The following is a 25,320-nucleotide window of genomic DNA, read 5'->3' on the forward strand; positions in this document are numbered from 1 at the left end:
GCTCCCGAGGTGTCAGCGGTACGGGCGTCAGCGGTCGAGGTAGCGCAGCAGGCCGCGGGTGATGGCGTCGGCGTACCGGCGTCGGCCTTCGGACGTCGACATGGCCTCCGCCTCCTCGGGGTTGCGCATGTTGCCGCATTCGACGAGCACGGCGGGCACGGTCGACAGGTTGAGGCCCGCGAGGTCGTCGCGCGCGTCGAGGCCTTCCTGCGAGGCGATGTAGTCCGACGTCGGCAGCCCGGCGGCGGACATCCCCGCCACCATGTCGCGCGCCAGTCGCGGCGCGGCGGTGCGCTGGGCGTCGTTCAGTGGCGGGGCCGAGTAGATGACGTGGAAGCCGCTCGCCTCGGCGGACGTGCCGTCGGCGTGGATCGACACGACGGCATCGGCGTCGTTGCGGTTGCCGATGGCGGCGCGTTCGTCGACGCACGGCCCGACACCGTTGTCGTTCGATCGGGTGAGTACGACGTCGACGCCGTGGCCGGCCAGCATGCGCTGCACGTGTCGGGCGACCGCGAAGTTGAACGCGTGCTCGCCGTATCCTTCGTCGGTGCTGGTGCCCGTCGAGTTGCACTGTTTGCGATCGCCGCGGCCGTTCGGCACCGGACGTTCGATCCGGTCCAGGTTCGCCGCGTTGCGACCGTTGTGCCCCGGGTCGAGCACGACGACGGAGTCGCCGACGCCGGCATCGGTGCTCGAATCGCGCTCCGAACCGGCCGACGCCGAACGCTGGGTGGCGGCTCGCTCGTCGCCGACCTCGCCGTCGGCCGCGGGTTCGGCGGGCGAGCAGCCCGCGAGCAGCATGCCGAGACCGGCCGTCACGGCGATGCCGCGGGCCAGCGCGGTGGTGAATGTGCCCCCCGAACTCCGCACGGTGTCCACGGTGCCACAGGCGCGGCGACTAGGCTGGCCGGTACAGCCAGCTCAAGCGACGAGATCGGATCGACCACCATGGCGCAGCCCGGCGGCGGAATGCCCGACATGCAGCAGATCATGCAGCAGGCGCAGCAGATGCAGCAGCAGATGCTCGAGGCCCAGGAGGAGATCGCCAAGGCCGAGGTCACCGGCACGGCGGGTGGCGGCAAGGTGACCGCCACGGTCAGTGGCGAGCTCCAGCTCAAGAAGCTCGACATCGACCCGGGGATCGTCGACCCCGAGGACGTCGAGACGCTGTCCGACCTCGTGGTGGCCGCCGTCCGCGACGCGACGAGCAACGCGCAGCAGCTCCAGCAGGAGAAGCTCGGCTCGATCACGGGCGGGCTCGGCGGCGGCGAAGGCCTGCCCGGCATGGGCAACCTCGGCCTTCCCGGAATGTAAGCGTGTACGAAGGTGTCGTTCAGGACCTGATCGACGAGCTCGGCAGGCTGCCCGGGGTCGGTCCGAAGAGTGCGCAGCGGATCGCGTTCCACCTGCTCGCCTCGGACCCACAGGACATCGGGCGGCTGCGCGAGGTGCTCGGCAAGGTCGCCGAGGGCGTGCGGTTCTGCGAGATCTGCGGCAACGTCTCCGAAGGTGAGCGGTGCCGCATCTGCAACGACGCGCGCCGTGACGCCACGTCGGTCTGTGTCGTCGAGGAGCCGAAGGACGTACTGGCCGTCGAGCGCACGCGTGAGTTCCGCGGCCGGTACCACGTGCTCGGTGGTGCGCTCGACCCGTTGTCGGGTGTCGGCCCGGACCAGCTGCGCATCAAGGACCTGCTGACGCGCATCGGGTCGGAGGAGATCACCGAGGTCATCATCGCGACCGACCCGAACACCGAGGGCGAGGCGACCGCGACCTACCTGGTGCGGATGTTGCGCGACTTCCCCGGCCTGACGGTGACGCGGCTCGCCTCCGGGTTGCCGATGGGCGGCGACCTCGAGTTCGCCGACGAGCTCACGCTCGGCCGCGCCCTGTCGGGCCGCCGCGCGCTGTGACCCGCCGTGGACGCGGGTTCCGTGGCCGACCCGGCAGGCGACCTCGCCGCCAGGGTGCTCGCCGCGCCGCCGCGGCTGGGAGCGGTGCGGCTGTTGGCGATCGACGGGCGATCGGGCGCGGGCAAGTCGCACCTCGCCGCCCTGGTCGTCGACGTCCTGCGCCGCCGCGGAGCCGATCCGGCGCTCGTCAGCACGGACGACTTCGCGACATGGGACGACCCGGTGTCGTGGTGGCCGCGGTTGGCGACGGGAGTGCTCGATCCCCTCGCGGCGGGCGAGCCCGGCCGCTACCGGCGTACCGAGTGGACCGCGGCGGGGGAGCCGGTCCCGGGGGCGGAGGTTGACGTTCCGGTTCCCGGGGTGCTGGTGTTGGAAGGCGTGTCGTCGGGGCGCCGTTCCGTGCGGGGTGCGACGTCGGTGCTGTGCTGGTTGGACCACGCCGGTTCGGATGCCCGGTTGGCGCGGGCCGTCGCCCGCGACGGCGAGTGGTCCAGACCGCATCTGCAGCGATGGCAGCGCTTCGAGACCGGCTGGTTCGCCGTGGACGAGCCCTGGAATGCAGCCGATGTGACCTACTCCTCCGAACGGTCTAATCAACTCGGTGGAAACGACTGAAACCCCTGGAATTCAGGCACCGTCCGTGCTCGGATCCGTGAATTAGTCGCCGTAAACGGCTGTCAAGTAGCCCGATCGTAACCTCAAGTACTTAAAGAACCGGCCATGAGCCGCTAAGGTCTGCCTCCATCTGCGCCCACCTGGGCGTAACCCGACTGACCTTCCTCAAGGGGTGCGAACATGCTCCACTCACGGGTGACTCGCACGCGCAGCCTCGCCCTGATCGGGCTGGCCGGCGCGCTTGCGATGACCGCTTGTGCCTCGGAACGTGGCGAGGACGCCGGCGACGCGAACACGCTGGTGTTCGGCGCCGCAGGTGCGCCGAAGAACTTCGACCCGATCTTCAACGACGACGGCGAGAGTTTCCGCCCGATCCGGCAGATGTACGAGACGCTCGTCGCGTACAAGCCCGGTACCGCCGAACTCCAGCCCGGTCTGGCCACCGAGTGGACACCGAGCGACGACGGCAAGACGTGGACGTTCAAGCTCCGCGAAGGCGTGAAGTTCCACGACGGCACGGACTTCAACGCCGAGGCCGTCTGCTTCAACTTCGACCGCTGGTACGACATGTCCGGCGCCGCCGCGCAGAGCCAGATGATCTACTACGGCGACGTGTTCGAAGGCTTCGCGAAGAACGAGGGCGACGCTTCGGGCGACCCGGTGTACAAGTCCTGCGAGGCCGAGGACGAGCACACCGCGGTGCTGAACCTCAACGAGGCCAAGGGTGCGTTCCCCGACGCGTTCGGCCTGACGTCGCTGTCGATGTCGAGCCCGGAGGCGCTGAAGAAGTACAACGCCGACGAGGTCACGCAGAGCGGCGAGTCGTTCAGCTATCCGGCCTACGCCAACGAACACCCGACGGGCACCGGCCCGTTCAAGTTCGAGTCCTACGACAAGTCGGCGAACACGATCACGTTGACGCGGAACGAGGACTACTGGGGCGATAAGGCGAAGCTGGAGAAGCTCGTCTTCCGCGTCATCCCGGACGAGAACGCGCGTAAGCAGGACATGATCTCCGGCCAGATCGACGGGTACGACCTGCCGAACCCGGCCGACTACCAGGCGCTGCGTGACTCGGGCGCCCAGGTGATGGTCCGCCCGACGTTCAACATTCTCTATCTGGGCATCAACCAGAAGAACACGCCGGAATTGAAGGACGTGCGCGTCCGCAAGGCGATCGAGTACGCGGTCAACAAGGAGCAGCTGGCGAAGAACCAGCTCCCCGAGGGTGCTTCCGCTCGCTACCAGTTCGTGCCGGAGGAGACCGACGGCTACACCGACGACGTCGAGAAGCACGAGTACAACGTCGACAAGGCCGAGCAGCTGCTGAAGGAAGCGGGTGCCGAGGACCTGAAGCTCAAGTTCTACGTGCCGACCGAGGTGAGCAGGCCGTACATGCCGAACCCGGTGGACATCGCGGGTGCCGTCTCGGACAACCTCGATGCGGCCGGCATCGACGTCGAGATGGTGCAGCGGCCGTGGAACGGTGGCTTCAAGGACGACATCCAGAAGCACGGCAACCACGACATCCACCTGCTCGGCTGGACCGGTGACTACGGCGACGCGGGCAACTTCGTCGGCACGTTCTTCGGCCGCGAGAAGGCGGAGTTCGGCTTCAACGACAAGGAGATCTTCCAGGCGCTGGCCGACGCCGACGCGAAGGTCGACGACCAGGAGCAGAAGCAGGCCTACGAGGAGGCCGCCGTCAAGATCTCCGAGTACGTTCCCGCCGTCCCGCTGACGTCGTCGCCGCCGGCGATCGTCGTGGGCGGTGACGTCCAGGGGCTCGTCCCGAGCCCGCTGACCGACGAGCGGTTCGTCTCGGTATCCAAGGGCCAGAGCTGACGCTCTGCTCGACATCCCACCGGGAGGCAGTGCCGACGTGCGCACCGCGTGCGTGAGCGCTGCCTCCCGGCTTCATGGGGCAAAGGCACCTATTCATGCTCAGGTTCACGGTGCGTCGGCTGCTGCAAGCGGTTCCGACGCTGTTCGTACTGTCCATTCTGGTTTTCGCGTGGCTCCGGTTGCTGCCCGGCGGACCTGCAACGGCTCTGCTGGGGGACAAGGCGACCCCGGAACGGGTCGCGGCGATGAACGAAGTGCTCGGCCTGGACGATCCGCTCTACGTCCAGTACTTCGGTTTCCTCGGCCGCATCCTCACCGGTGACTTCGGAAACTCGTTGATCACCGGTGATCCGGTGATGGAAGAGGTCAGCTGGGCGTTCCCGGCGACGCTGGAACTGTCCGTCGCGGCGATGTTCCTCGCGGTGCTGTTCGGTATTCCGATGGGGTACATCGCGGCGCGGTTCCGCGGCAGGTTCCTCGACAACGCCACGGTCGTCACCACGCTCGTCGGCGTCGCGGTGCCGGTGTTCTTCCTCGGCTTCCTGCTCAAGTACATCTTCACGCAGGAGATGTCGCTGCTGCCGCCGTCCGGCCGACAGGACGTGCTCATCGACGCCACCCGGGTCACCGGTATCGCCACATTGGACGGACTGCTCACGGGAGAGTTCGACGCCACGTGGGATGCGATGCTGCATCTGATCCTGCCCGCGGTGGCCCTGGCGAGCATTCCGTTCGCGGTGATCGTCCGCATCACGCGCGCGTCCGTGCTGGACGTGCAGGGCGAGGACTTCGTCAGGACGGCGAACTCGAAGGGCCTGACGACGCAGATCGTGCGCAAACGCCACGTGCTGCGTAACGCCCTGCTGCCCGTGTCGACCACGATCGGCCTGCAGACCGGCCTGCTGATGTCGGGTGCCGTGCTGACCGAGAAGGTGTTCGCCTGGGGCGGGCTCGGCACCCTGCTCGAACAGGCGATCCAGCAACGTGACTACCCGAGGCTGCAGGGGCTGATCCTGTTGTTCGCGACGGTCTTCGTGCTGGTCAACCTGCTGGTCGACCTTTCGTACGCAATCATCGACCCGAGGGTGCGTGTGCGATGAGCATTCTTTCCACACGGAAGGCCGACAAGATCGACTCGCTGGCCGAGGGTGGAACCAGCCTCGCCATGGACGCGCTCCGCCGGACGTTCCGCAGTCCGGTCGCGATCCTCGGGCTCGTCATCGTCGGCCTGTTCGTCATCCTGGCGATCATCTCGCCGTTCGTCGCGCCGAAGGACCCGTACCGGCCCTATCCGGAGCTGAAGGCCGAGCTGACGCCGTCGAACATCCCGGGTCCGATGCCGGGCTTCCTGCTCGGCAGTGACCAGAACGGGTACGACTTCTTCTCGCGGTTGCTCGTGGGCGCGCAGCAGACCCTGTTCGTGGGTGTGTTCGCGACGCTGATCGGCGTCACCATCGGCATGATCATCGGCGGGCTCGCAGGCGCGTTCGGCGGCTGGGTCGACAGCCTCCTGATGCGACTCACCGACATCATGCTGTCGATTCCGTCGCTGCTGCTGGCGATCTCGATCGCGGCGTTGATGCCGGGAAGCCAGTGGACGGTGATCATCGCGGTGGCGATGATCGGCGTTCCGGTGTTCGCACGATTACTGCGGGGCGCGATGATGGCGCAACGGTCGAGCGATCACGTGCTCGCGGCGACCGCACTCGGCGTCAAGCGGAGGACGATCGTGTTCCGGCACATGCTGCCCAACTCGATCGGCCCGGTGATCGTGCAGGCGACGCTCACGCTCGCGACCGCGATCATCGACGCGGCTGCGCTGTCGTTCCTCGGACTCGGCGACTCCGACTGGCGGCGCGCGGAGTGGGGCCTGATGCTCGGCAACGCGCAGGAGCTGCTCAGTGTGAAACCGTCGCTGGCGTTCTTCCCCGCCATCGCGATCATCGTCGTGGCGCTCGGCTTCACACTGCTCGGCGAGTCGATGCGGGAATCGCTCGACCCGAAGAACAGGCGGTAACTCACGTGGCACTACTGGACGTACGCGACCTGAGCGTCGTGTTCAAACGCAAGGGGACCCGCCCGTTCACCGCGGTCGACGGTGTCAGCTTCTCGGTCGAACCGGGGCAGACGGTCGGCCTGGTCGGCGAATCGGGCAGTGGGAAGTCGGTGACCTCGCTGGCGATCATGGGCCTGTTGCGCAAGCGGGGCGCGGAGATCGGCGGTTCGGTGACGTTCGAAGACACCGAGCTGCTGACGCTCTCCGACAAACAGCTCCGCGACCGCCGTGGCCGTGACCTCGGCATGGTGTTCCAGGACCCGCTGTCGTCGCTCAACCCGGTCATCACCATCGGGCTGCAGATCACGGAGGTGCTGGAACGGCACCGCGGAATGTCCCGCAAGGAGGCGCGGGTCGAGGCTGCCGAACTGCTGGACCGGGTCGGACTGCCCGATCCGCAGCGGCGGATCGACGAGTACCCGCACCAGCTCTCCGGCGGTATGCGGCAGCGGGTGCTCATCGCGATCGCCCTGGCGTGCAGGCCCAAGCTGCTGATCGCCGACGAGCCCACGACCGCGCTGGACGTGACGATCCAGGCGCAGATCCTGTCGTTGCTGTCGGAACTGGTGTCCGAAACGGACACGGCGCTGATCATGATCACTCACGACCTGGGCATCGTGGCGGGGCTGTGCGACGACGTCAACGTCATGTACGGCGGGCGGATCGTCGAACGGGCACAGCGGCACGACCTGTTCGACCGCTCGCGGCACCCGTACACGCACGGCCTGCTGCAGTCGATCCCCCGCCTCGACGCCCCGCGGGGCGAGCCGTTGACGCCGATCCGCGGGTCGGTGTCGGACAACATCGAGTGGGAGCAGGGCTGTGCGTTCGCGCCGCGCTGTCCGAACGCGACGGACGTGTGCTGGAGCGAGCCGCCCGAACTGAAGGCCGACGACGGCAGGATGCTGCGTTGTCACAACCCCGTCGCCATCGGCGATGCCGTCACGGAGGGAGCACTGTGACCGACGAGACCGCCACGACGACGGGCGCCGCCGGCACGGAGGTGGCCGGTACCGAGGCACCGCGTGACGATGCGGCGAGCACCGGGGTGCAGGACGCCGTGACGGCTGCCGAGACCGACGGGGCCGGTCCCGGCGACGGCGCGGTGGACGGTGACGACGTCCTCGTCACCGTCGAGGACCTCAAGGTGCATTTCCCGATCAAGCGGGGAATCGTGCTCGAGCGCACGGCGGGACACGTCTACGCGGTCGACGGGATCGACCTGACGATCCGGCGCGGCGAGACGTACGGCCTGGTGGGTGAGTCCGGGTGCGGCAAGACGACGCTCGGCCGCGGCCTGCTGCGGCTCGTCGAGCCCACCGGCGGGCGCGTCGTGTTCGACGACACCGACGTGTCCACGCTCAAGGGCGAGACGCTGCGCAAGTCCCGCCGCCGCATGCAGATGATCTTCCAGGACCCGCTGTCCAGTCTGGACCCGCGGCAGTCCGTGGAGTCGATTCTCGTCGAAGGAATGCGTGCGCACGGGCTCGACTCCGGCAAGGAGTCCACGCGGGCCCGGCTCGTCGAACTGCTCGACTCGGTCGGCCTGCCGGAGAGTGCGCTGCACAAGTATCCGCACGAGTTCTCGGGCGGGCAGCGGCAGCGGATCGGTATCGCGCGCGCACTGGCCGTGGAGCCGGACCTGATCGTGGCCGACGAGCCGGTGTCGGCACTGGACGTGTCGGTGCAGGCGCAGGTGCTGAACCTGTTGGAGCAGCTGCAGCAACGGCTGGGGCTGACGTATCTGGTCATCGCGCACGACCTCGCGGTGGTGCGGCACATCTCCGACCGGATCGGCGTGATGTACCTCGGGTCGCTCGTCGAGGAGGCGAGCTCCGACGAGATGTACGCCGAGCCGATGCACCCGTACACGAAGGCGTTGTTGTCGGCGGTGCCGGTGCCCGATCCGACGGTCGAGGACGAACGGGAGCAGATCCTGCTGACCGGCGACCTGCCGTCACCCGCGAATCCGCCGACGGGCTGCCGGTTCCACACGCGCTGCCCGTGGAAACAGGACACGCTCTGCGACACGGACCGTCCGGAACTGCGCGACGTCGGCGGCGGCCACCGCGTCGCCTGCCACTACGCCGAGGACATCCTCGCGGGCAGGATCACCCGACACGAGGTCGAACCCGAACTCGTTCACCCCGACGCGTGAGCGGTGGGTGCCCCCAAGGGCACCTTGGTGGCGTTCAGTGCACCGAAGGTGCCCTTGGGGGCACGCGTAGTGCTCCGCAGGCTAGGTGACGGCGGGTTCGGGTTCGCGCGGCCTGTTGCGGCCCCGGACGAGGCGTGCCGTCGTGGAGCCGAGGAAGACACCGGTCACGACGACGACCGCGGCCGCGATCTCGACCGTTGTCGGCCGTTCACCGAGCAGCAGGAACGACAGCGTCATGCCGACCACCGGGACGAGCAGTGAGAACGGGGCCACCGAGCTGGCCGGGTTGCGGCGCATGAGCGTCGTCCAGATGCCGGAACCGAGGACGGTGCCGAGCAGCACGATGTAGCCGAGTCCGGCCACCGCGATCCACCCGTCGTCGATCGTGGCGAGTGACTGCCATTGCCGTCCCGGGCCCTCGAAGACCAGCGACAGCGCGAACATGGGCAGCGGTGGCACGACGCTCATCCAGAGCGTGAAGTGCAACGGGTTGTCCGGTTTCGCCTGCCGGGAGCACAGGTTGCCCGCCGCCCAGCTCAGTCCGCCCAGCAGCGTCAGGATCACCGGCAGCAGAGCCGCGTACTCGGCGCGTTGCCACGCGATCGCCGCCATGCCCACCACGGCCAGCGCGATCCCCGTCAGCTGCCTGCGCGAGAGTCGTTCACGCAGCAGCACGGCGCCGAGCAGCACGGTGAACGGTGCCGACGACTGCAGGACGAGCGACGCGAGCCCCGTCGGCATTCCGCTGTACATGCCGACGAACAGGAACGCGAACTGGAACGTGCCGAAGCCGAGGCCGTAGCCGATCAGCCACCGCGCCTTCACCTTCGGACGCGGGATCAGCAGGACCGTCGGGACGGCGATGACGAGAAACCGCAGTGCACCGGCGAACAGCGGGGGAAAGTGCGTCAGGGTCGCGTGGATCGCGAGGAAGTTGCAGCCCCAGACGACGGCGACGAACGCGGCGAGCAAACGATCCCTCGGCGGCATGACTACCAGAGTGAGGCCCGAGGAATCTGTAGTCCAGCGAGAATATTTGCAGTGAGTATGTAGTTGTGCTTCAATGATCGCGTGGATGTCGGCAAACTGAGGACGTTGCGGGAGTTCGCGGACCGGGGGAGCGTCTCGGAGGCCGCCAAGGCCCTGAGCTGTACACCGTCGGCGGTGTCGCAGCAGCTGCGCGCACTACAGGCCGAAGTGGGATTGGTGCTCACCGAACCGGACGGACGCGGCCTGCGCCTCACCGACGCCGGCAACGCTCTCGTGTCGCGAGCCGACGACGTGCTGGCCGCCATCGACCGCGCGGAGACGGAGCTCGACACGTTCCGCAGCACGCCGCGTGGACGCGTACGGCTGGCGGTGTTCCCTTCCGCCGCGCTGGTGCTGTTGCCCGGGTTGTTGCGGCAGGTCGACGCCGTCGACGGGCTCGAACTGGACGTGCGCGATGTCGACATGACGCCACCGGAAGTGCCAGGTCTGATGGCCGACTTCGACGTCGTCGTGACGCACCGGGACGAGTACGCGCAGCCCATCGCGTCCGAACGGCTCGAGGTGCTGCCGCTGCTCCGGGAACCGCTCGACGTCGCGCTGCCTCCCGACCATCCGCTCGCGGGTGCCGACCGCGTGGAGCTGGCCGACCTGGCCGCGGAACCGTGGATCAGCGTCGACGTCGGATTCCCCGTCGACGACCTGCTGGTGTCGCTGGCCACGCGTACGGGCGTCCGGCCACGGGTCGTCCAGCGGATCAACGACTTCCGGATCATCGAGTCCCTCGTCGCCGCAGGCCACGGGATCGCCCTGCTGCCGAGGTACACAGTGGACACGGCGAAGGTGCTGTGCAAGCCGCTCGCCGGTGTCAGGGCCGCCCGGAACATCGAGGCGGTGATCCGGCCCGGCGCTCCCGACCGTCGCCCCGCGGTCCGTGCCGTACTGGACGCGATTCGCGCCGAGGCTGCCCAGTTCGGCGAACCGGGGTCGTGATGCCACCGGGGCACCGTGCCCCGGCGTGCCGAACGAGGGGCCAGTCCTCCCGGAACCCACAACACGGCCCCCGGGATCCGCAACACGGCCCCCGGAAGGCGCAACACGGTCCCCGGGATCCGCAACACGGGGCGGGCGGGTCGCCCACCCCGTGCCCCGGTGGTCCGGTCGGCGTGACGCCTCCGATCGGCGTGGCGCCTCGGTTCGGATGACGCCTCGGTTCGCGTGACGCCTCAGCGGTGTGCGCGGTTGATCGCCGAGACGACGGCGCGCAGCGAGGACGTGACGATCGACGGGTCGATGCCGACGCCCCAGTAGATGTTGTCGCCGATGCCGCACTCGATGTACGACGCGGCGCGCGAGTCGTCACCCGGGGACAGGGTGTGCTCGCTGTAGTCCATCAGCCGTACGTCGTAGCCCACGGTGGTCAGGCCGTCGAAGAACGCGGCGATCGGGCCGTTGCCGCGGCCGCTGATCTCCCGCTCCTCGCCGTCGACCAGGACGGTCGCCGTCACCTCGTAGCCGTCCGAGGTGGCGCCCACCTTGGCGCTCTCGAGCTTCAGCGGCGTGGTCGACTCCAGGTACTCGCGGGAGAACGCCGTCCACATCGTGTCCGGGTCGACCTCGCCGCCCTCGGCGTCGGTGTAGTGCTGGACGACCTGCGAGAACTCCACCTGGAGCCTGCGCGGCAGGTCCAGCTGGTGTTCGCTCTTCATGATGTACGCGATGCCGCCCTTGCCGGACTGCGAGTTCACGCGGATGACGGCCTCGTAGGTGCGGCCGACGTCCTTCGGGTCGATCGGCAGGTACGGCACCTCCCACGGGAACTCGTCGACCGGGGTGCCCGCCTTGTCCGCGGCCGCGTGCAGCGCGTCGAAGCCCTTGTTGATCGCGTCCTGATGGCTGCCGGAGAACGCGGTGAACACCAGGTCGCCGCCCCACGGGCTGCGCTCGGGTACGGGCAGCTGGTTGCAGTACTCGACCGTCCGCTTGATCTCGTCCATGTCGGAGAAGTCGATCTGCGGGTCGACACCCTGGCTGAACAGGTTCATACCCAGCGCGACGAGGTCGACGTTGCCGGTGCGCTCGCCGTTGCCGAACAGGCAGCCCTCGATGCGGTCGGCGCCGGCCTGGTAGCCCAGCTCGGCGGCGGCGATGCCCGTGCCGCGGTCGTTGTGCGGGTGCAGCGACAGGATGATCGAGTCGCGCTTGTCGAGGTTGCGGCTCATCCACTCGATCGAGTCGGCGTAGACGTTGGGCGTGGCCATCTCGACGGTGGCGGGCAGATTCATGATCGCGGGCCGCTCGGGCGTGGGCTGCCAGATGTCGGCGACCGCGTTGCACACCTCGGCCGCGTACGACAGCTCCGTGCCGGTGTACGACTCGGGCGAGTACTGGAACCGGAACTCGGTGTCCGAGTACTTGTCCGCGTACTCGGCGGCCAGCTCGGCGCCCTGCAGCGCGATCTTCTTGATGCCCTCACGCTCCTCGCGGAACACCACGCGGCGCTGGAGGATCGACGTCGAGTTGTAGACGTGCACGATCGCGCGCGGCGCACCCTCGAGCGCCTGGAAGGTGCGCTCGATCAGCTCGGGGCGGCACTGCGTCAGCACCTGGATGTGGACGTCGTCGGGGATCGCACCGTCGGTGATGATCTCGCGGACGAAGTCGAAGTCGGCCTGGCTGGCCGCGGGGAAGCCGACCTCGATCTCCTTGTATCCCATCCGTACGAGCAGGTCGAAGAACTTGCGCTTGCGGGCGGGCGACATCGGGTCGATCAGCGCCTGGTTGCCGTCACGCAGGTCGACCGCGCACCACAGCGGGGCGCGTTCGATGCGGTTGTCGGGCCACGTGCGGTCGGGCAGCCGGATGTCCTCGACGAGACGGTGCCATGGCTCGTAGCGGTGGTACGGCATGGACGAGCCGCGCTGGAAGTTCCACACGGCCTGGTCTGCGGGTGCCGGGCGCGACGGCTTGCGGATGCGGCTCGCGGAAGTGGAAGGGGCCTCGGAGATTCCGCTCTCGGGCGTACTCATGTCGCTGATGCTCCTGCTTGCTGCTGGAAGGGCTCTCGGTCCTCAGACCGGCACGACGAAACCCCGCGACGGGGAGCCGGTCTGATCAGGCCCCGTCGCGGCAGCGAAGCAGAAGTGCGCGTGCCACGAGTGCGAGGCTAACCCAACGGCGCGCCGGCTGGCGAGGGCGGGCCCCGACATCGAAATGTTACGACGCAACATCGTTGCAGGTTACTGGCCCGTAGCAATTGCTCATATGACGTGTCAGACTGCCGTCATGGGTGAGCACACGGAGAAGAACGCGCAGGGTAGCGCGGGTGGTGGCACCGACGCGGAGGCCACTGAGGTGCATCAGCCGTCGGTCCCCTCGGCGACGTCCGGAGACAGCGGCGCGCAGCAGGCGGCCGCATCGAACGGCACCCCCGGCGCGGCGAACGGCGCGGCGGGTGGTTCGACCGGTGGTTCGCGGCGTGCGCAGCGTGAGGCGAAGGCGTCGTCGGTCGACTGGACCGCGGTCCGCGAACGCGGCGTCGGCCTGCTGGCCGGGATCGTCCGGTGGGTCGGCCTGGCGTTCGCGCTCGTCCTGGTGCTCCACGTGATCTTCGTGATCGGCGAGGCGAACTCCGAGAACAGCATCGTGCAGTGGGTGGCGGATTCGTCCGAGAGCCTCGCCGTCGGGTTCCACGACCTGTTCCAGCCCGCGGACCCCAAGCTCCTGGTTCTGATCAACTACGGCATCGCGGCGATCTTCTGGCTCGTCGTGTCGTCGATCGTGGCGAAGGTGATCCGCAGGGTCGGTGGCGCGGGCGCCTGACCGCTCACGCGGGCCCGGCGACCGCAGGGTCACGGCAAGGGGGCGCCCCACGTTCCGGTGTAGGCGAGCTCCGACAGCGGCAGGCGGGTGCGCGGCGCCCGTTCCCGCTCGACGTCCCGTGGCTCCCCGAGCACCTCGGCGTCGGCGGCGGGGCCGACGGCGATCGCCACCAGCGGCTCGACGTCCGTGGGCACGTCGAACGTCCGCCGTACCGTGTCGGCGTCGAAGCCCGCCATCTGGTGTGCCGCGAGGCCCTCGGCGACGGCCTGCAGCGCGAGGTTCTCCGCGGCGAGCCCGGTGCTGTACTCGGCGTACGGCACCTCCCCCTTGGCGTTCCGCCGCACGGTCAGCGCCACCAGCAGCGCACCCGCACGGTGCGCCCACGACCGGTTCCGTTCCGTCAGGGCCGCCAGCACGCCCGCGTACGTGTCGTCACCGCGCAGGCCGACGAGGAATCGCGCGGGCTGGGTGTTGCCGAACGACGGTGCCCACCGCGCCGCCTCGAGTAGGCGACGGATCTGCGCCGGTGTGACGTCGCTCATTGCGTCGAGGGCGCGGGGGCTCCTGCGCCGGGCGATCAGGTCGTGCACCCCGATGGTCGTTTCTTGTTGTCCGCCACTCATTCCGCACCTCCACGGGCCCGGAAACCAGCAGCTAGGCGGCGTGCGAGGCGTCACAGAGGCGGATGGCGTCCGGGTGAACGATCGGTACCCTGGTCACGACGATACGGAGCGTGCGCACCTTTGCGACAAGGCCGCCGAGCGGGCGCCGCTCCATCGAGGAGGTTCGGCCAAAGTGGCGCTCATAGTCCAGAAGTACGGCGGTTCGTCGCTGGAGAGCGCAGACCGGATCAAGCGTGTCGCCGAGCGCATCGTTGCCACGAAGAAGGCAGGCAACGAGGTGGTCGTCGTGTGCTCCGCGATGGGGGACACGACCGACGAACTGCTCGACCTCGCGGAGCAGGTGAATCCCGTCCCGCCGGAGCGCGAGATGGACATGCTGCTGACCGCGGGCGAGCGGATCTCGAACGCGCTTGTCGCGATGGCGATCTCGGCGCAGGGCGCCGAGGCGTGGTCGTTCACCGGCTCGCAGGCGGGCGTCGTGACGACGTCCGTGCACGGAAACGCCCGCATCATCGACGTCACGCCGGGGCGCGTGACAGAAGCGCTCGACCAGGGCTACATCGCGCTGGTGGCGGGTTTTCAGGGCGTTGCGCAGGACACCAAGGACATCACCACGCTCGGGCGTGGCGGATCGGACACGACGGCCGTCGCGCTCGCCGCGGCACTCGAGGCCGACGCGTGCGAGATCTATTCCGATGTGGACGGCGTGTACACCGCGGACCCGCGGATCGTGCCGGACGCCCGCAAGCTCGACACGGTGCCGTACGAGGAGATGCTCGAGCTCGCGGCGAGCGGCTCGAAGATCCTGCACCTGCGCTCGGTCGAGTACGCCAGGCGGTACGGCGTGCCGATCCGGGTTCGCTCGTCCTACAGCGACAAGCCGGGCACGACGGTGGCCGGCTCGATTGAGGAGATCCCCGTGGAACAGGCGTTGATCACCGGCGTGGCGCACGACCGGTCCGAAGCGAAGATCACGGTCACCGGGGTCCCCGACCATGCGGGCGCGGCGGGCAGCATCTTCCGCGCGGTCGCGGACGCCGAGATCGACATCGACATGGTGCTGCAGAACGTGTCCAACACGCAGGGCCGCACCGACATCACGTTCACCCTGTCGAAGGCGAACGGGCCGAGCGCGGTGAGCGAGCTCGAGGCGCTCAAGGACGAGATCGGCTTCTCGGCCGTGCTCTACGACGACCACGTCGGCAAGGTCTCGCTCGTCGGCGCGGGCATGCGCTCGCACCCGGGCGTCACGGCGACGTTCTGCGAGGCGCTGGCCAACGCGGGCGTCAACATCGAGATCATCAACACCTCCGAGATCCGCATCTCTGTGCTCATCCGTGACGAGCAGGTCGACGACGCGGTGCGTGCGATCCACGAGGCGTTCGAACTGGGCGGCGACGAAGAGGCCGTCGTCTACGCGGGGAGTGGTCGTTGATGGCAGGCGGGTTGCGAGTCGGCGTGGTCGGTGCGACCGGCCAGGTCGGCGGTGTGATGCGGCAGCTGCTGGAGGAACGCAAGTTCCCCCTGTCCGAGCTGCGACTGTTCGCCTCGGCCAGGTCGGCCGGTTCGACCCTGTCGTGGGGCGGCAAGGACATCGAGGTGGAGGACGCGGCCACGGCCGACCCCTCCGGACTGGACATCGCCCTGTTCTCGGCGGGCGGGTCGACGTCGAAGGCGCAGGCGCCGCGGTTCGCCGAGGCGGGCGTGACGGTGATCGACAACTCGTCGGCCTGGCGGCTCGACCCGGACGTGCCGCTCGTCGTCAGCGAGGTCAACCCGGACGCGGTCGCCGACGCGCGCAAGGGGATCATCGCCAACCCCAACTGCACGACGATGGCCGCGATGCCGGTCCTGAAGCCGCTGCACGACGAGGCAGGTCTCACGCGCCTGATCGCCAGCACGTACCAGGCGGTGTCGGGCAGCGGGCTCGGCGGTGTCGAGGAGCTGGCGAGCCAGGTCGAGGCGGCAGGGGCCAAGGCGAAGGAGCTGACGCACGACGGTTCCGCGGTCGACTTCCCCGCACCGAGCAAGTACGTCGCGCCGATCGCCTTCAACGTCCTGGCGATGGCCGGATCCATTGTGGATGACGGAACGTTCGAGACGGACGAGGAACAGAAGCTGCGCAACGAGAGCCGCAAGATCCTGGACATTCCGGGGCTCGCGGTGTCGGGAACGTGCGTGCGCGTCCCGGTGTTCACGGGTCACTCGATCTCGGTGAACGCCGAGTTCGCCTCGCCGCTCTCCGTGGCGCGGGCACAGGAGCTGCTGGCCGGTGCACCGGGCGTGCAGCTCGCGGACGTGCCGACGCCGCTGGAGGCCGCGGGCAAGGATCCGAGTTTCGTGGGCCGTATCCGCACCGACCAGGGCGTGCCGGACGGCCGCGGGCTGACGCTGTTCCTGTCCAACGACAACCTGCGCAAGGGTGCGGCGCTCAACACGGTGCAGATCGCCGAGCTCGTCGCGGACCGCATCACGAAGTAGGCGGCGCGGAAGGCACGGCCGGCGCCGAACCGGGTGCACGGAGTACCTGCCGGGGACGGCTTCGATCGTCACGCCCTCACCCGTGACCACCCGCGCGGGTGAGGGCTGCCGGTAGTGTCGGCCCCATGTGGAAACGGACGGCGCCGGTCGCCGCACTGGGATTGTTGTTGCTCGCCGGATGCTCCGAGGTCGCTGAGGTCAGCGAGTCCGTGGGCGGAGCCGCGGACAAGGCGAGCGTCTGTGGCCAGGCGCTCGGGATCGTCGACCTCAACCCGAACGTCGATCCGCAGCAGGTCCAGGACGAGGCCGCGGACAAGGCGCAACGGCTGCGGGACCTGGCGGGTCAGGCGGCGGAGCAGGACCTCAAGCAGAACCTGACCGCACTCGCGGACGGCTACGTCGAACTCGAACAGCAACGCGCCGACCGGATCGGCGACTTCAACCAGTGGCTGAAGCAGAACCTGAACAAGCTCGACCAGCTGCGGAAGGCCTGTACCTGACCTGCGGGGACGGGTGCCGGGCGGGACGAAACGCCCTGCCCGGCAGCCGTCGTCAGGCGGGCTGCGGGGCGCTCTCCTCCGAGGTGCGGCGGGACAGGGCGGCTCCGGCCGCGGCGAACGCCAGTCCGCCGACACCCGCGGCGACGAACCCCATGCCCGGCGACGTGTGGTCCATGACGAATCCGACGACGGGACTGCCGAGGGCGAGGCCGAGGCGGGTCGCCGAGTCCTGCACCCCCATCGCCTCGCCGCGGACGTCGGGTGGGGCGAGGTGCGACACCCGTTCCGTCGTGGCCGCCAGGGTCGGGGCGCACACGAGGTTGGACGGCACGAGCACGAGCGCCAGCAGCCACCACGGCCCTGCCACCAGCGCCGCAGGGATCGTCAGCGCGGCGAGCGTGACCATCAGCGTCAGCTGGGACGCGGACCGCCGTGCGACGCCGTGCACGATTCCGCCCACCAGCGAGGCGAGGCACATCACGGCGATGACGACCCCGGCCCAGCCCACCTCGCCGGTTCCGCGCAGGGTCGCCAGCGCGGCGAGCTCGGCGCCGACCAGCACGAACAGGGCGCCGGTCGCGACGAGCAGGGTGGCGATCATCCGCCTGCCGAGCCAGGACGTCAGCGGTGGGCGTACGGCGCCGCGGGTGGGCCTGCCGGCTTCGTCGGGGGTGCGTACCGGCGGGTTCACGACGTACAGCGCGGCCGCGCAGGTGCCGAACAGCAGGCCGATGCCGGTCAACGCGGCCGTCGACGACACCTGTGTGCTGACGAGGATTCCCAGTGCGGGTCCGGTCATGAACGTCAGCTCGACGAGTATCGAGTCGAGCGAGTAGGCGGTTCGGCGCTGCCCGACGGGGACGAGCGCCGCGATCACCTGGCGCGCGATCGGCCCCGCGGGGATGAGCAGCGCGCCCGCAGGCAGTGCCGTGACGAGGAGTACCGCGTACGGCAGGTGCGGCGCGGCGATCCAGAACGTCGTCGACACCGTGCCGCACGCCACGACGACGGGCCGCAGTCCGTAGCGGTCGATCGTGCGGCCCAGCAGTGGAGCCGCCAGTGCCGTGCCCGCGGTCGTGGCGGTGCCGACGAGCCCTGCGGCGCCGTAGCCGTGGCCGAGCGCGCCGACGACGTGGAGCGTCAGGGTGACGCCTGTGGCGGTCATGGGGAGACGGGCGAGTACGGCGACGAGCGTCGACGTGGCCATGCGCGGAATGCGAAGAATGTGCAGGTAGGGCGTCAGCGGCACACCGCGACGTAACAGCACCCCGGTACGGTCGTGCAACTTTTTTCGATCACGTCACACGACGGCCGTGAGTGACGCGCCGCAGAGTGAACTCCGAGGGTGGCGACGCGAAACGGTGACGTCGAGGGATAGCTGTGAGAGCTGTGGTGGACGGTGCGACCCCAGGGTGACTCCCCGATCGCTCGTCTCGGTACTTGCCGTACCGGCAACCGGGTGAGGCTGCACCCCCTTACGGCCCAGCGGTCCGGTAGTCCCGCCTACGTGCGGTGACGTGGTCACGCCACGGGATCAGGGGATTGCACGGTGTACACGGCGAGTCGGGTTGGTACGGCTGGACCTGTTCGTTGCTCTCCCACGCCAGGAGGTTGGCAGTCATGAAGTCCGGAATCGCTCGCACGGTCGCCGCGGTGCTGTCGGGGGCCGCGATCGCGGTCTCCACATCGGGGATCGCGACGGCTGCGAGCATCAGCGACGACGGCAGCGGCTCGGTCACGACCCAGTCGAGCGCACACCGCCTGCTGGACCTGAGAGACCAGCTCACCGACCGGGCCTACTCCGGTGACGTACAGGGCACCAAGGCCACGCTCGCCGACATCGACCCGGTGCTGGAACGCCTCGCGGCCGCACCGGCCTCGCGGCAGGCCGTCACCGACGCGAAGAAGGCACTGTCGCAGAACGCGAAGGTGCAGGACGTCCTCGCGAACCCGCAGGCCGAGCCGCGTACGTACACGGCGGGTCCCGAGATGCGGCAGTTGCCTGGACTGCCGGACCCGTTGAGCGCGGTGAACGGGCTGCTGCAGTCGCTGCTCGCGACGGTGCAGGGGCTCCTGTCCGGGCTGCTCGGCCCGGTGCCCGTACCCGAGGTGCCGGAGGCCCCGGGCGTCCCGGAGACCCCGGAGGTCCCCGAGGTGCCGGACGTCCCGGCGCCGTAACTCCCGCGACGTCGGATGCCCCCAGGGGCACCTTGGTTGCGTTCAATGCAACCAAGGTGCCCTTGGGGGCTTCTGTTTGCGGCCGGAGCTACCGGGGCTGTGCCGACAGGCCCATGCGGAGAGCGCCCGCAGCCTCGGCGGTCGCCTCGCGGAACCGGGTGCCGATGCCCGTGAAGTTGACGAACCCGTGGATCAGGTCCTCCTGCCTGCTCAGGCCCACCGGCACGCCGGCGTCGGCCAGCTTGGCGGCGTACGCCTCGCCCTCGTCGCGCAGCGGGTCGAAGCCCGCGGTGACGATGTAGGCGGGCGGCAGGCCCGTGTGGTCGTCGGCGAGCAGGGGCGACAGCATCGGGTCGGAGCGGTCGACACCTGCGGGCGCGTACTGGTCGACGAACCAGGTCATGTGGTCGTCGGTGAGGAAATAGCCGTTGCCGAACAGCTCCCGCGAGCGGCGTCGGGTCGTCGAGTCCACCGCCGGGTACAGCAGCAGCTGGAAGGCCGGTGCGGCGCCGCCGCGGCGGGTCGCGGCCAGCGACGTCACCGCGGCGAGGTTGCCGCCCGCGCTGTCCCCGCCGACGGCGATGCGTGCGGGGTCGGCGCCGAGGTCGGCGGCCTTCGCGTGGGCGTAGTCGAACGCCGCGAGCGCGTCCTGCTGGGCTGCCGGGAACGGATGCTCGGGGGCGAGCCGGTACTCGACCGACAGCACGCGCACACCCGCCTGCTTGGCGAGGAAGCGGGCGGTGTTGTCGTGGCTGTCGCGGGTGCCGATGACGAACCCGCCGCCGTGGTAGAAGACGAGCAACGGCGAACCGTCGGCCAGTCCCTGCGGCGTGTACAGCCGGGCGGGGATCTCGCCGTGGTCGGCCGGAACCATGAGTTCGCGGGTCGCGACCGGCTGGATCGGTTCGCCGCTGACCAGGTGCCGCGCGGCGTCGAGGGCGGCGCGGGAGCGGTCGACGTCGAAGTCCGAGTCGACCAGTGACGTTCCGGAGAGCTGTTGCATCCGCAGCAGCAACTGGGCATCGAGTGCGAGTTCCTGCCCGTCCAGCCGGACCGGCTTGCCCGCGATCAGTCGGCGCAGTGGTGCGGGCAGCGCGTAGATCGTCTTCATGGCCACGGCCTGGGCCCGGATCTGAGGTGGAATCGCCATCGGTGGTGCCTTCCCGTCGACTCTGACTGCGCTCGTGAGGTTACTTTCGAGTAGCCGACACTGCCAGTCGTCGACGTCCGCATTCCGGACCGTTGCGCGGCGTTCGGCGCGGACCGGCCGCTCACGGGTGGTCGTCGGCGGCGAGGTGTGACGGACGTCGTCTCCGCGTCGCCGTGCTGGACTTCCACCAAGGTCGAGGCCTTAGCCTCGGAGTCGTGACTTCTACAGGCGCGATCAAGGTGCTCGGTATCGGTGGCTCGTTGCGGGACGGCTCGCAGACCGAACGGGCGCTGCGGGTCGCACTCGACGGCGCGGCCGACGCGGGCGCCGAGACGTCCGCCCTCTGCGGCCAGGCACTGAACCTGCCGTTCTACGACGCGGTATCCGCCGAGCGCACGCCACGGGCGAGCGAACTCGTCGAGGCCGTCCGGGAGGCCGACGGGGTCATCGTGGTCTCGCCGGGCTACCACGGCGCGTTGTCCGGGCTCATCAAGAACGCTCTCGACTACGTGGAGGACCTCCGCGAGGACCGGCGGCCCTACCTGGACGGCCGCGCGGTCGGTTCGGTCGGCGTGGCCTACGGCTGGCAGGCGGCGGTCACCACGCTCGACCAGCTGCGCACCATCACCCACGCGCTCCGCGGCTGGCCCACGCCACTGGGCGGAGCCGTCAACACCGCCGAGGTCAAGTTCGACGCGGAAGGCGGCGTCTCCGAGGAGAAGGTCGAGCGCACCCTGCGTCTCATCGGCACCCAGGTCGCCGAGTTCGCCCAGCGCCGCGCATGACGGCGGCCGGGTTTGGGCACCCGGCTATGCGGTAATCCCCGAATTGCGGCGGTGGCACGCGAGCCGCATGCTGCGCGCAGCACGTGACGTTTCGACAGCTTCGAGCGCTTGCAGGGGAGCGCACCGCAGGAGGAAACGATGGCCAAGTCGCCGATCAGCAGCCCGCTCAAGGACAGCGACAAGAAGATCACCGCGGCCGTGCTGCAGAGCACGCTGGTGGACCTGATCGACCTGTCACTGATCGCGAAGCAGGCCCACTGGAACGTGGTCGGCCCGAACTTCCGCAGTGTCCACCTGCAGCTCGACGAGCTGGTGTCGACCGCGCGCACGTACACCGACTCGGTGGCCGAGCGCGCCAACTCCATCGGGGTCTCGCCGAACGGCAAGGCCTCGACGGTCTCCGAGAGTTCCGGCCTGTCGGACTACCCCGACAACTGGCAGGACACGAAGGCCACCGTCGACGCCATCGTCGAGATCCTCTCCGAGCTGATCGAACGCCTCCGGAAGAGCATCGACGAGACCGACAAGGCCGACCTCGTCACCCAGGACCTGCTCATCGAGATCGCGGCCGAACTCGAGAAGCAGCACTGGATGTGGCAGGCCCAGCAGCAGTAGTCCCGAGCGTGGTGTTCTCTCAGGTGGTACCGCGCCACGATCAAGGACCGCCGTTCCGGCCGCCGCCCGCCACGGGAGGCCGACGCGAGGCCGGGTTGATGTCCGGGTCAGGCGAGGCCGACGGCGTCCATCGCGAAGTGGACCTCGGTGGCGGTCTGCGTGATCGTCTCGGAGATCACCAGGGAACCGTGGCCCGCGTCGTAGCGGTAGAAGGCGTGCGGAACGCCGCGCTCGGCGAGTCCGTCGAGGTAGTTCTCGATCTGGCGGATCGGGCAACGCGGGTCGTTGTCGCCCGCGAGGACCAGTACCGGAGCCTCCACGGCGTCGAGGTACGTCAGCGGCGAGCACTCGCGGTAGACGTCGGGCACCTCCTCGGGTGACCCGCCGAACAGCGCGCGGTCGAACGAGCGCAGCTGCTCCATCTCGTCCTCGTAGGCCGCGACGTAGTCGGCGACGGGTACGCCCGCGACGCCCGCCGTCCACCGGCCGGGCTGGGTGCCGAGCGCCAGCAGCGTCAGGTATCCGCCCCACGACGCTCCGCTGACGACGCACCGCTGCGGGTCGCTGAGGCCGCTGCCCACGGCCCAGTCGTGCACGGCGGCGACGTCCTCGAGTTCGGTCAGGCCGGGCCTGCCCTCGATGGCGTCGCGCCACGCCGAGCCGTAGCCCGTCGACCCGCGGTAGTTGACCTCGACGACCGCGAACCCGGCGTCCAGCCATACGGCGCGATAGGCGGAGAAACGGTCCTCGTCGGCCGCGTGCGGACCGCCGTGCAGCAGGAAGACGGTCGGTTGGGGGCCCTCGGCGCCCTCCGGCTTGGCCACGAGGGCGTGGATGCGGCCGCCTGGGCCATCGACGAACGCGTCCTCGAGCGCCTGCGACCCCGGGGCGGGGTCGCCGGGCGGGGTCAGCAGCACCTCGTCGGTCCCGTCGGCGCGGCGGACCCGCACGACGGGCGGCTGCGCGGCGTTGGACCACGAGTACTCGACACTGCCGTCGGCGCGTACGCCACCGCCCCCGATGCGGCCCGGCGGCGTGTCCAGTGCGGTGAGTTCTGCGGAAGCCAGGTCGTACCGATGCAGCGAGCTGCGGCCCTCGTGGAAGTGCACGATCAGCAGCGCATCGGCGTTCGGGTACCACGTGCCCGCGACCTCGCCGGGCAGGTCGAGGTCGATCTCCTGCTCGGTGTCGGACTCGACGTCCCAGATCAGCAGTTCCTCCCTGCCACGGCGTTCGTGCAGGAGCAGCAGCCGTGGATCGCCCTCGACGGGCGAGAACTCGAGCGCGTCGAGGCCCTTGCCCTCGCCGTCCCACTTGTCGGCGACCGTCTCGAACCCGTCGGTGGCGAGTACGCGGACGGCAGGGTGGCGGGAGTCGCCGTGTTCGGAGTGGGCGATCGCCAGCAGCCGTTCGTCCCGGGACAGCGCCGCGATGCCCGCGTCCTCGGCCCGGGAGTAGAAGCGTGTCGTCTCCCCGCCGGCGTGGGCGTACAGCGCGCTGCCGTCGTCGGTGGACACGCCGACCGCGACGAGCCGGTGGCCGATCTCCAGACCTGCCGGGTAGCCGTCCGGGACGTCGACGACGGCCTTGGTGGGCTCGGTGTGCTGCGCCGCGTCGCTTGCGTCGAACGGTTGGCGGACCCAGGAGCCGAACTCGTCGCCGTCGGTGTCGTCGAACCACCAGATCGACTCGCCGTCGGGCGACACCGCTGCGTGGAGCGTCCCGTTGGGGCGGTCGGTGACCTGCCTGCGCTCGCCGGTGGCGCGGTCCCACGCGTAGATCTCCCAGACACCGCTCGCGTTGGACACGTAGATGCTGGCGTCGGGTGCGTCGAGTGCCCAGTCCGGCACCGATACGCGCGGCGCCAGGAACCGGGACCGCCAGCGCTGCTCGGCCCCCTCGTCGGGGAAGAGCCGTTCGGGGACGTGCGGGGCCGGATACTGCTTCTCGCCTGGCTGCTGTGTCGTCACGGCCGTCGATACTGCCAGGCCCGGGGTGTGTGGCAGTCGTGCGCCGCGCCTGCCGCCGACGGTCTCAGGATCCGCCCGCCGGGACGCCTCGTTGTGGGGCCCGTCACCTGTGAGGTTGTGGGGTTGTGCGGACCGGCGGAAGGGGAGGGCGTCATGATGGGCGCGATGTCTGCCGAACCTGTGCGCACCGACGACGGCGCCCCTGACGAACCCGACGAGACACGGCTGCGGCGCTGGGAGCAGCGCACCGAGTGGCCGATGATCGGGCTGTCCGTCCTGTTCTTCGCGGGTTACGCCTGGATCGTGCTGCAGCCGGACATGGACGCCGGGATGCGCTCGACGCTGGACACCGCCATGTGGCTGGTGTGGGCGGCGTTCGCGGCCGACTACCTCATCCGGCTGTCGCTGAGCAGGCGGCGCGGCCGGTTCGTGCTGCGGAACCTGTTCGACCTCGTCGTCATTGCGGTCCCGATGCTGCGGCAGCTGCGCGTGTTGCGGTTGATCATGGTGCTGGTCCTGATCAACCGCCGCATCCAGGCGCGGGTGCGCGGACAGGTCGTGGCGTACGTCTCGGGTGCGACGGTGCTGGTCGGCGTGTCCGCGGCGCTCGCCGTCCTCGAGGTCGAACGCGGCCACCCGGACGCGATGATCACGAACTTCGGCGACGCGCTGTGGTGGACGATGACGACCATCACCACCGTCGGCTACGGCGACTACTCGCCGGTCACCGGTCAGGGCAAACTCATCGCGACCGGCCTGATGCTCGCGGGTATCGCGCTGCTCGGTGTGGTCACGGGTTCGATCGCGTCGTGGTTCGTCGAGAAGTTCGGCGGCATGGAGGAGTCGGAGCGCGAGACGAGGCGGGCCGACGCGCTGCAGGCCGAGGAGCTGCGTGGTGAGGTCGCCGATCTGAAGGCGGAGATCACCGCACTGCGGGAGCAGTTGCCGGGCGCGCGCACCGACGACTCCCGGGCGTAGCGAACCCGCGCGCCGACGTCGTTCGGACGTCCCGACCCGCTCTTCCGCCGGTGTCTCCCGGACGCCTCGCCTCCTCGTCCGCCGGAGTCTCCCGGAGGTGGCGAAGCCTCTCGCCGACGTCTGCCCGGATGCAGCGACACTCCCGCCGGCGTCGACGGCTGCCGGGGCGTCACGACCGCCCTCCCGCCCGGAATCGCCGGGAATGCGGCCCTTGCGGTTGTGGATCACCACTCCTATGCTTCGGGAAGCGCTTTCGGAAAGCGCTTACAAGGATGACGCTCACAACGACGAGTCGTACGGCGAGCCAACGGAGGTGATCGCTGAGTTCTTCGCGCATGGCGCCGGCTCGTCGACACGACCGCTCGTCGAGGTGGCGGTGCCGCATGAGTTGCCACATCGCATCACCGGCGACCGCAGCGCGGTCCGCTGAGCGGGGAGGATCATGCACCGCACGTTCACGCATGCCCGAACGACTTCCAGCGCACGCAATACCGATCCGACATCGTCGCCGCGTGCGGCGACGCCGTGGCGGATCATCGCCCTCGCAGCCGCAGCCACCCTCTCGCTGACGGTCGCCCCGGCGGGCGCGGCACCCTCTTCCCAGGCAGGAGCGTCACCGGGGCGGTCCGCGGAGACGGCTA

At 69.5% G+C, this 25,320-nt stretch carries 25 protein-coding genes; 18 read left to right on the forward strand and 7 right to left on the reverse strand.

Features of this window, described 5'->3' with window-relative positions:
• Nucleotides 1–27 precede the first annotated feature (27 nt).
• Nucleotides 28–873: an N-acetylmuramoyl-L-alanine amidase gene (locus LY13_RS02375; protein WP_253826473.1), complete on the reverse strand. Its 846-nt coding sequence runs from the start codon at nucleotides 871–873 to the stop codon at nucleotides 28–30.
• A 78-nt stretch (nucleotides 874–951) separates the two neighbouring features.
• On the opposite strand from LY13_RS02375, the gene LY13_RS02380 reads away from it, so the two are divergent.
• The 8 genes from LY13_RS02380 to LY13_RS02415 all read left to right on the forward strand — a co-directional run bounded on the left by LY13_RS02380 (nucleotide 952) and on the right by LY13_RS02415 (nucleotide 8,590).
• Nucleotides 952–1,317, forward strand: a complete 366-nt coding sequence (locus LY13_RS02380; protein WP_253826474.1) for a YbaB/EbfC family nucleoid-associated protein — start codon at nucleotides 952–954, stop codon at nucleotides 1,315–1,317.
• A 2-nt stretch (nucleotides 1,318–1,319) separates the two neighbouring features.
• Complete coding sequence (recR, locus tag LY13_RS02385) at nucleotides 1,320–1,916, forward strand: recombination mediator RecR (RefSeq protein ID WP_253826475.1); 597 nt, start codon at nucleotides 1,320–1,322, stop codon at nucleotides 1,914–1,916.
• Nucleotides 1,917–1,922: 6 nt separating this feature from the next.
• Nucleotides 1,923–2,531: a uridine kinase family protein gene (locus LY13_RS02390; protein WP_253826476.1), complete on the forward strand. Its 609-nt coding sequence runs from the start codon at nucleotides 1,923–1,925 to the stop codon at nucleotides 2,529–2,531.
• Nucleotides 2,532–2,711: 180 nt separating this feature from the next.
• Entirely contained in the window at nucleotides 2,712–4,376 is a 1,665-nt protein-coding gene (locus tag LY13_RS02395) for an ABC transporter substrate-binding protein (RefSeq protein ID WP_253826477.1), read from the forward strand.
• A gap of 95 nt (nucleotides 4,377–4,471) precedes the next feature.
• On the forward strand, nucleotides 4,472–5,476 hold the full coding sequence (locus LY13_RS02400) for an ABC transporter permease (protein WP_253826478.1): 1,005 nt from the start codon (nucleotides 4,472–4,474) through the stop codon (nucleotides 5,474–5,476).
• Nucleotides 5,473–6,393: an ABC transporter permease gene (locus tag LY13_RS02405; RefSeq protein ID WP_253826479.1), complete on the forward strand. Its 921-nt coding sequence runs from the start codon at nucleotides 5,473–5,475 to the stop codon at nucleotides 6,391–6,393. The genes LY13_RS02400 and LY13_RS02405 overlap by 4 nt, the downstream gene beginning before the upstream one ends.
• 5 nt (nucleotides 6,394–6,398) lie before the next feature.
• The gene (locus tag LY13_RS02410; RefSeq protein WP_253826480.1) at nucleotides 6,399–7,394 is read left to right on the forward strand and encodes an ABC transporter ATP-binding protein; all 996 of its coding nucleotides are present in this window, start codon (nucleotides 6,399–6,401) and stop codon (nucleotides 7,392–7,394) included.
• Between the two features lie 143 nt (nucleotides 7,395–7,537).
• Nucleotides 7,538–8,590, forward strand: coding sequence for an ABC transporter ATP-binding protein (locus tag LY13_RS02415; protein ID WP_253826774.1), 1,053 nt, complete (start codon nucleotides 7,538–7,540; stop codon nucleotides 8,588–8,590).
• Between the two features lie 81 nt (nucleotides 8,591–8,671).
• On the opposite strand, the gene LY13_RS02420 is transcribed toward LY13_RS02415, so the two are convergent.
• On the reverse strand, nucleotides 8,672–9,580 hold the full coding sequence (locus LY13_RS02420) for an EamA family transporter (RefSeq protein WP_253826481.1): 909 nt from the start codon (nucleotides 9,578–9,580) through the stop codon (nucleotides 8,672–8,674).
• A gap of 81 nt (nucleotides 9,581–9,661) precedes the next feature.
• Here LY13_RS02420 and LY13_RS02425 point away from each other — a divergent pair, with 81 nt between their 5' ends.
• Nucleotides 9,662–10,570, forward strand: a complete 909-nt coding sequence (locus LY13_RS02425) for a LysR family transcriptional regulator (protein WP_253826482.1) — start codon at nucleotides 9,662–9,664, stop codon at nucleotides 10,568–10,570.
• 233 nt (nucleotides 10,571–10,803) lie between these two features.
• Here LY13_RS02425 and leuA read toward each other — a convergent pair whose 3' ends face one another.
• Nucleotides 10,804–12,606 (reverse strand): 2-isopropylmalate synthase, encoded by a 1,803-nt coding sequence (gene leuA / locus LY13_RS02430; RefSeq protein WP_253826483.1) that lies wholly within the window; start codon nucleotides 12,604–12,606, stop codon nucleotides 10,804–10,806.
• Between the two features lie 256 nt (nucleotides 12,607–12,862).
• Here leuA and LY13_RS26110 point away from each other — a divergent pair, with 256 nt between their 5' ends.
• The gene (locus tag LY13_RS26110) at nucleotides 12,863–13,399 is read left to right on the forward strand and encodes a hypothetical protein (RefSeq protein ID WP_372493722.1); all 537 of its coding nucleotides are present in this window, start codon (nucleotides 12,863–12,865) and stop codon (nucleotides 13,397–13,399) included.
• A 29-nt stretch (nucleotides 13,400–13,428) separates the two neighbouring features.
• On the opposite strand, the gene LY13_RS02440 is transcribed toward LY13_RS26110, so the two are convergent.
• Nucleotides 13,429–14,022, reverse strand: a complete 594-nt coding sequence (locus tag LY13_RS02440; RefSeq protein ID WP_253826484.1) for a nitroreductase family protein — start codon at nucleotides 14,020–14,022, stop codon at nucleotides 13,429–13,431.
• Nucleotides 14,023–14,194: 172 nt separating this feature from the next.
• Here LY13_RS02440 and LY13_RS02445 point away from each other — a divergent pair, with 172 nt between their 5' ends.
• The 3 genes from LY13_RS02445 (at nucleotide 14,195) to LY13_RS02455 (ending at nucleotide 17,003) form a co-directional block, all read left to right on the forward strand.
• Entirely contained in the window at nucleotides 14,195–15,457 is a 1,263-nt protein-coding gene (locus LY13_RS02445) for an aspartate kinase (RefSeq protein WP_253826485.1), read from the forward strand.
• The gene (locus LY13_RS02450) at nucleotides 15,457–16,503 is read left to right on the forward strand and encodes an aspartate-semialdehyde dehydrogenase (RefSeq protein WP_253826486.1); all 1,047 of its coding nucleotides are present in this window, start codon (nucleotides 15,457–15,459) and stop codon (nucleotides 16,501–16,503) included. The genes LY13_RS02445 and LY13_RS02450 overlap by 1 nt, the downstream gene beginning before the upstream one ends.
• A 125-nt stretch (nucleotides 16,504–16,628) precedes the next feature.
• Nucleotides 16,629–17,003 carry a DUF8711 family protein gene (locus LY13_RS02455; RefSeq protein WP_253826487.1) on the forward strand — a complete coding sequence of 125 codons (375 nt, stop codon included), beginning with the start codon at nucleotides 16,629–16,631 and terminating at the stop codon, nucleotides 17,001–17,003.
• A 52-nt stretch (nucleotides 17,004–17,055) separates the two neighbouring features.
• Here LY13_RS02455 and LY13_RS02460 read toward each other — a convergent pair whose 3' ends face one another.
• A complete protein-coding gene (locus tag LY13_RS02460) occupies nucleotides 17,056–18,252 on the reverse strand; it encodes an MFS transporter (protein WP_253826488.1) in 1,197 nt (398 codons plus the stop codon).
• Between the two features lie 371 nt (nucleotides 18,253–18,623).
• Between LY13_RS02460 and LY13_RS02465 the strand changes: the two genes are divergently transcribed.
• Nucleotides 18,624–19,181, forward strand: a complete 558-nt coding sequence (locus LY13_RS02465) for a hypothetical protein (RefSeq protein ID WP_253826489.1) — start codon at nucleotides 18,624–18,626, stop codon at nucleotides 19,179–19,181.
• A gap of 88 nt (nucleotides 19,182–19,269) precedes the next feature.
• On the opposite strand, the gene LY13_RS02470 is transcribed toward LY13_RS02465, so the two are convergent.
• Complete coding sequence (locus LY13_RS02470) at nucleotides 19,270–20,331, reverse strand: alpha/beta hydrolase (RefSeq protein ID WP_253826490.1); 1,062 nt, start codon at nucleotides 20,329–20,331, stop codon at nucleotides 19,270–19,272.
• A 215-nt stretch (nucleotides 20,332–20,546) separates the two neighbouring features.
• On the opposite strand from LY13_RS02470, the gene LY13_RS02475 reads away from it, so the two are divergent.
• Together LY13_RS02475 and LY13_RS02480 are read left to right on the forward strand one after the other, a co-directional pair.
• Nucleotides 20,547–21,116, forward strand: a complete 570-nt coding sequence (locus LY13_RS02475) for an NADPH-dependent FMN reductase (RefSeq protein ID WP_253826491.1) — start codon at nucleotides 20,547–20,549, stop codon at nucleotides 21,114–21,116.
• A 138-nt stretch (nucleotides 21,117–21,254) separates the two neighbouring features.
• Entirely contained in the window at nucleotides 21,255–21,731 is a 477-nt protein-coding gene (locus LY13_RS02480; RefSeq protein WP_253826492.1) for a Dps family protein, read from the forward strand.
• Between the two features lie 107 nt (nucleotides 21,732–21,838).
• Here LY13_RS02480 and LY13_RS02485 read toward each other — a convergent pair whose 3' ends face one another.
• Nucleotides 21,839–23,701 (reverse strand): S9 family peptidase, encoded by a 1,863-nt coding sequence (locus LY13_RS02485; RefSeq protein WP_253826493.1) that lies wholly within the window; start codon nucleotides 23,699–23,701, stop codon nucleotides 21,839–21,841.
• 165 nt (nucleotides 23,702–23,866) lie between these two features.
• On the opposite strand from LY13_RS02485, the gene LY13_RS02490 reads away from it, so the two are divergent.
• Entirely contained in the window at nucleotides 23,867–24,679 is an 813-nt protein-coding gene (locus LY13_RS02490; protein WP_253826494.1) for a potassium channel family protein, read from the forward strand.
• 235 nt (nucleotides 24,680–24,914) lie between these two features.
• Nucleotides 24,915–25,109 (forward strand): hypothetical protein, encoded by a 195-nt coding sequence (locus LY13_RS02495; protein WP_253826495.1) that lies wholly within the window; start codon nucleotides 24,915–24,917, stop codon nucleotides 25,107–25,109.
• The last annotated feature ends 211 nt before the right edge of the window (nucleotides 25,110–25,320 follow it).

Source organism: Prauserella aidingensis (genome assembly GCF_024171865.1).
GTDB lineage: Bacteria > Actinomycetota > Actinomycetes > Mycobacteriales > Pseudonocardiaceae > Prauserella > Prauserella aidingensis.

Coding starts and splice junctions, on each gene's coding strand:
- LY13_RS02380 (WP_253826474.1), top strand. CDS start 952: ATGGCGCAGCCCGGCGGCGGAATGCCCGACATGCAGCAGATCATGCAG.
- LY13_RS02395 (WP_253826477.1), top strand. CDS start 2,712: ATGCTCCACTCACGGGTGACTCGCACGCGCAGCCTCGCCCTGATCGGG.
- LY13_RS02400 (WP_253826478.1), top strand. CDS start 4,472: ATGCTCAGGTTCACGGTGCGTCGGCTGCTGCAAGCGGTTCCGACGCTG.
- LY13_RS02405 (WP_253826479.1), top strand. CDS start 5,473: ATGAGCATTCTTTCCACACGGAAGGCCGACAAGATCGACTCGCTGGCC.
- LY13_RS02420 (WP_253826481.1), bottom strand. CDS start 9,580: ATGCCGCCGAGGGATCGTTTGCTCGCCGCGTTCGTCGCCGTCGTCTGG.
- leuA (WP_253826483.1), bottom strand. CDS start 12,606: ATGAGTACGCCCGAGAGCGGAATCTCCGAGGCCCCTTCCACTTCCGCG.
- LY13_RS26110 (WP_372493722.1), top strand. CDS start 12,863: ATGGGTGAGCACACGGAGAAGAACGCGCAGGGTAGCGCGGGTGGTGGC.
- LY13_RS02440 (WP_253826484.1), bottom strand. CDS start 14,022: ATGAGTGGCGGACAACAAGAAACGACCATCGGGGTGCACGACCTGATC.
- LY13_RS02450 (WP_253826486.1), top strand. CDS start 15,457: ATGGCAGGCGGGTTGCGAGTCGGCGTGGTCGGTGCGACCGGCCAGGTC.
- LY13_RS02455 (WP_253826487.1), top strand. CDS start 16,629: ATGTGGAAACGGACGGCGCCGGTCGCCGCACTGGGATTGTTGTTGCTC.
- LY13_RS02465 (WP_253826489.1), top strand. CDS start 18,624: ATGAAGTCCGGAATCGCTCGCACGGTCGCCGCGGTGCTGTCGGGGGCC.
- LY13_RS02470 (WP_253826490.1), bottom strand. CDS start 20,331: ATGGCGATTCCACCTCAGATCCGGGCCCAGGCCGTGGCCATGAAGACG.
- LY13_RS02480 (WP_253826492.1), top strand. CDS start 21,255: ATGGCCAAGTCGCCGATCAGCAGCCCGCTCAAGGACAGCGACAAGAAG.
- LY13_RS02490 (WP_253826494.1), top strand. CDS start 23,867: ATGTCTGCCGAACCTGTGCGCACCGACGACGGCGCCCCTGACGAACCC.
- LY13_RS02495 (WP_253826495.1), top strand. CDS start 24,915: ATGCTTCGGGAAGCGCTTTCGGAAAGCGCTTACAAGGATGACGCTCAC.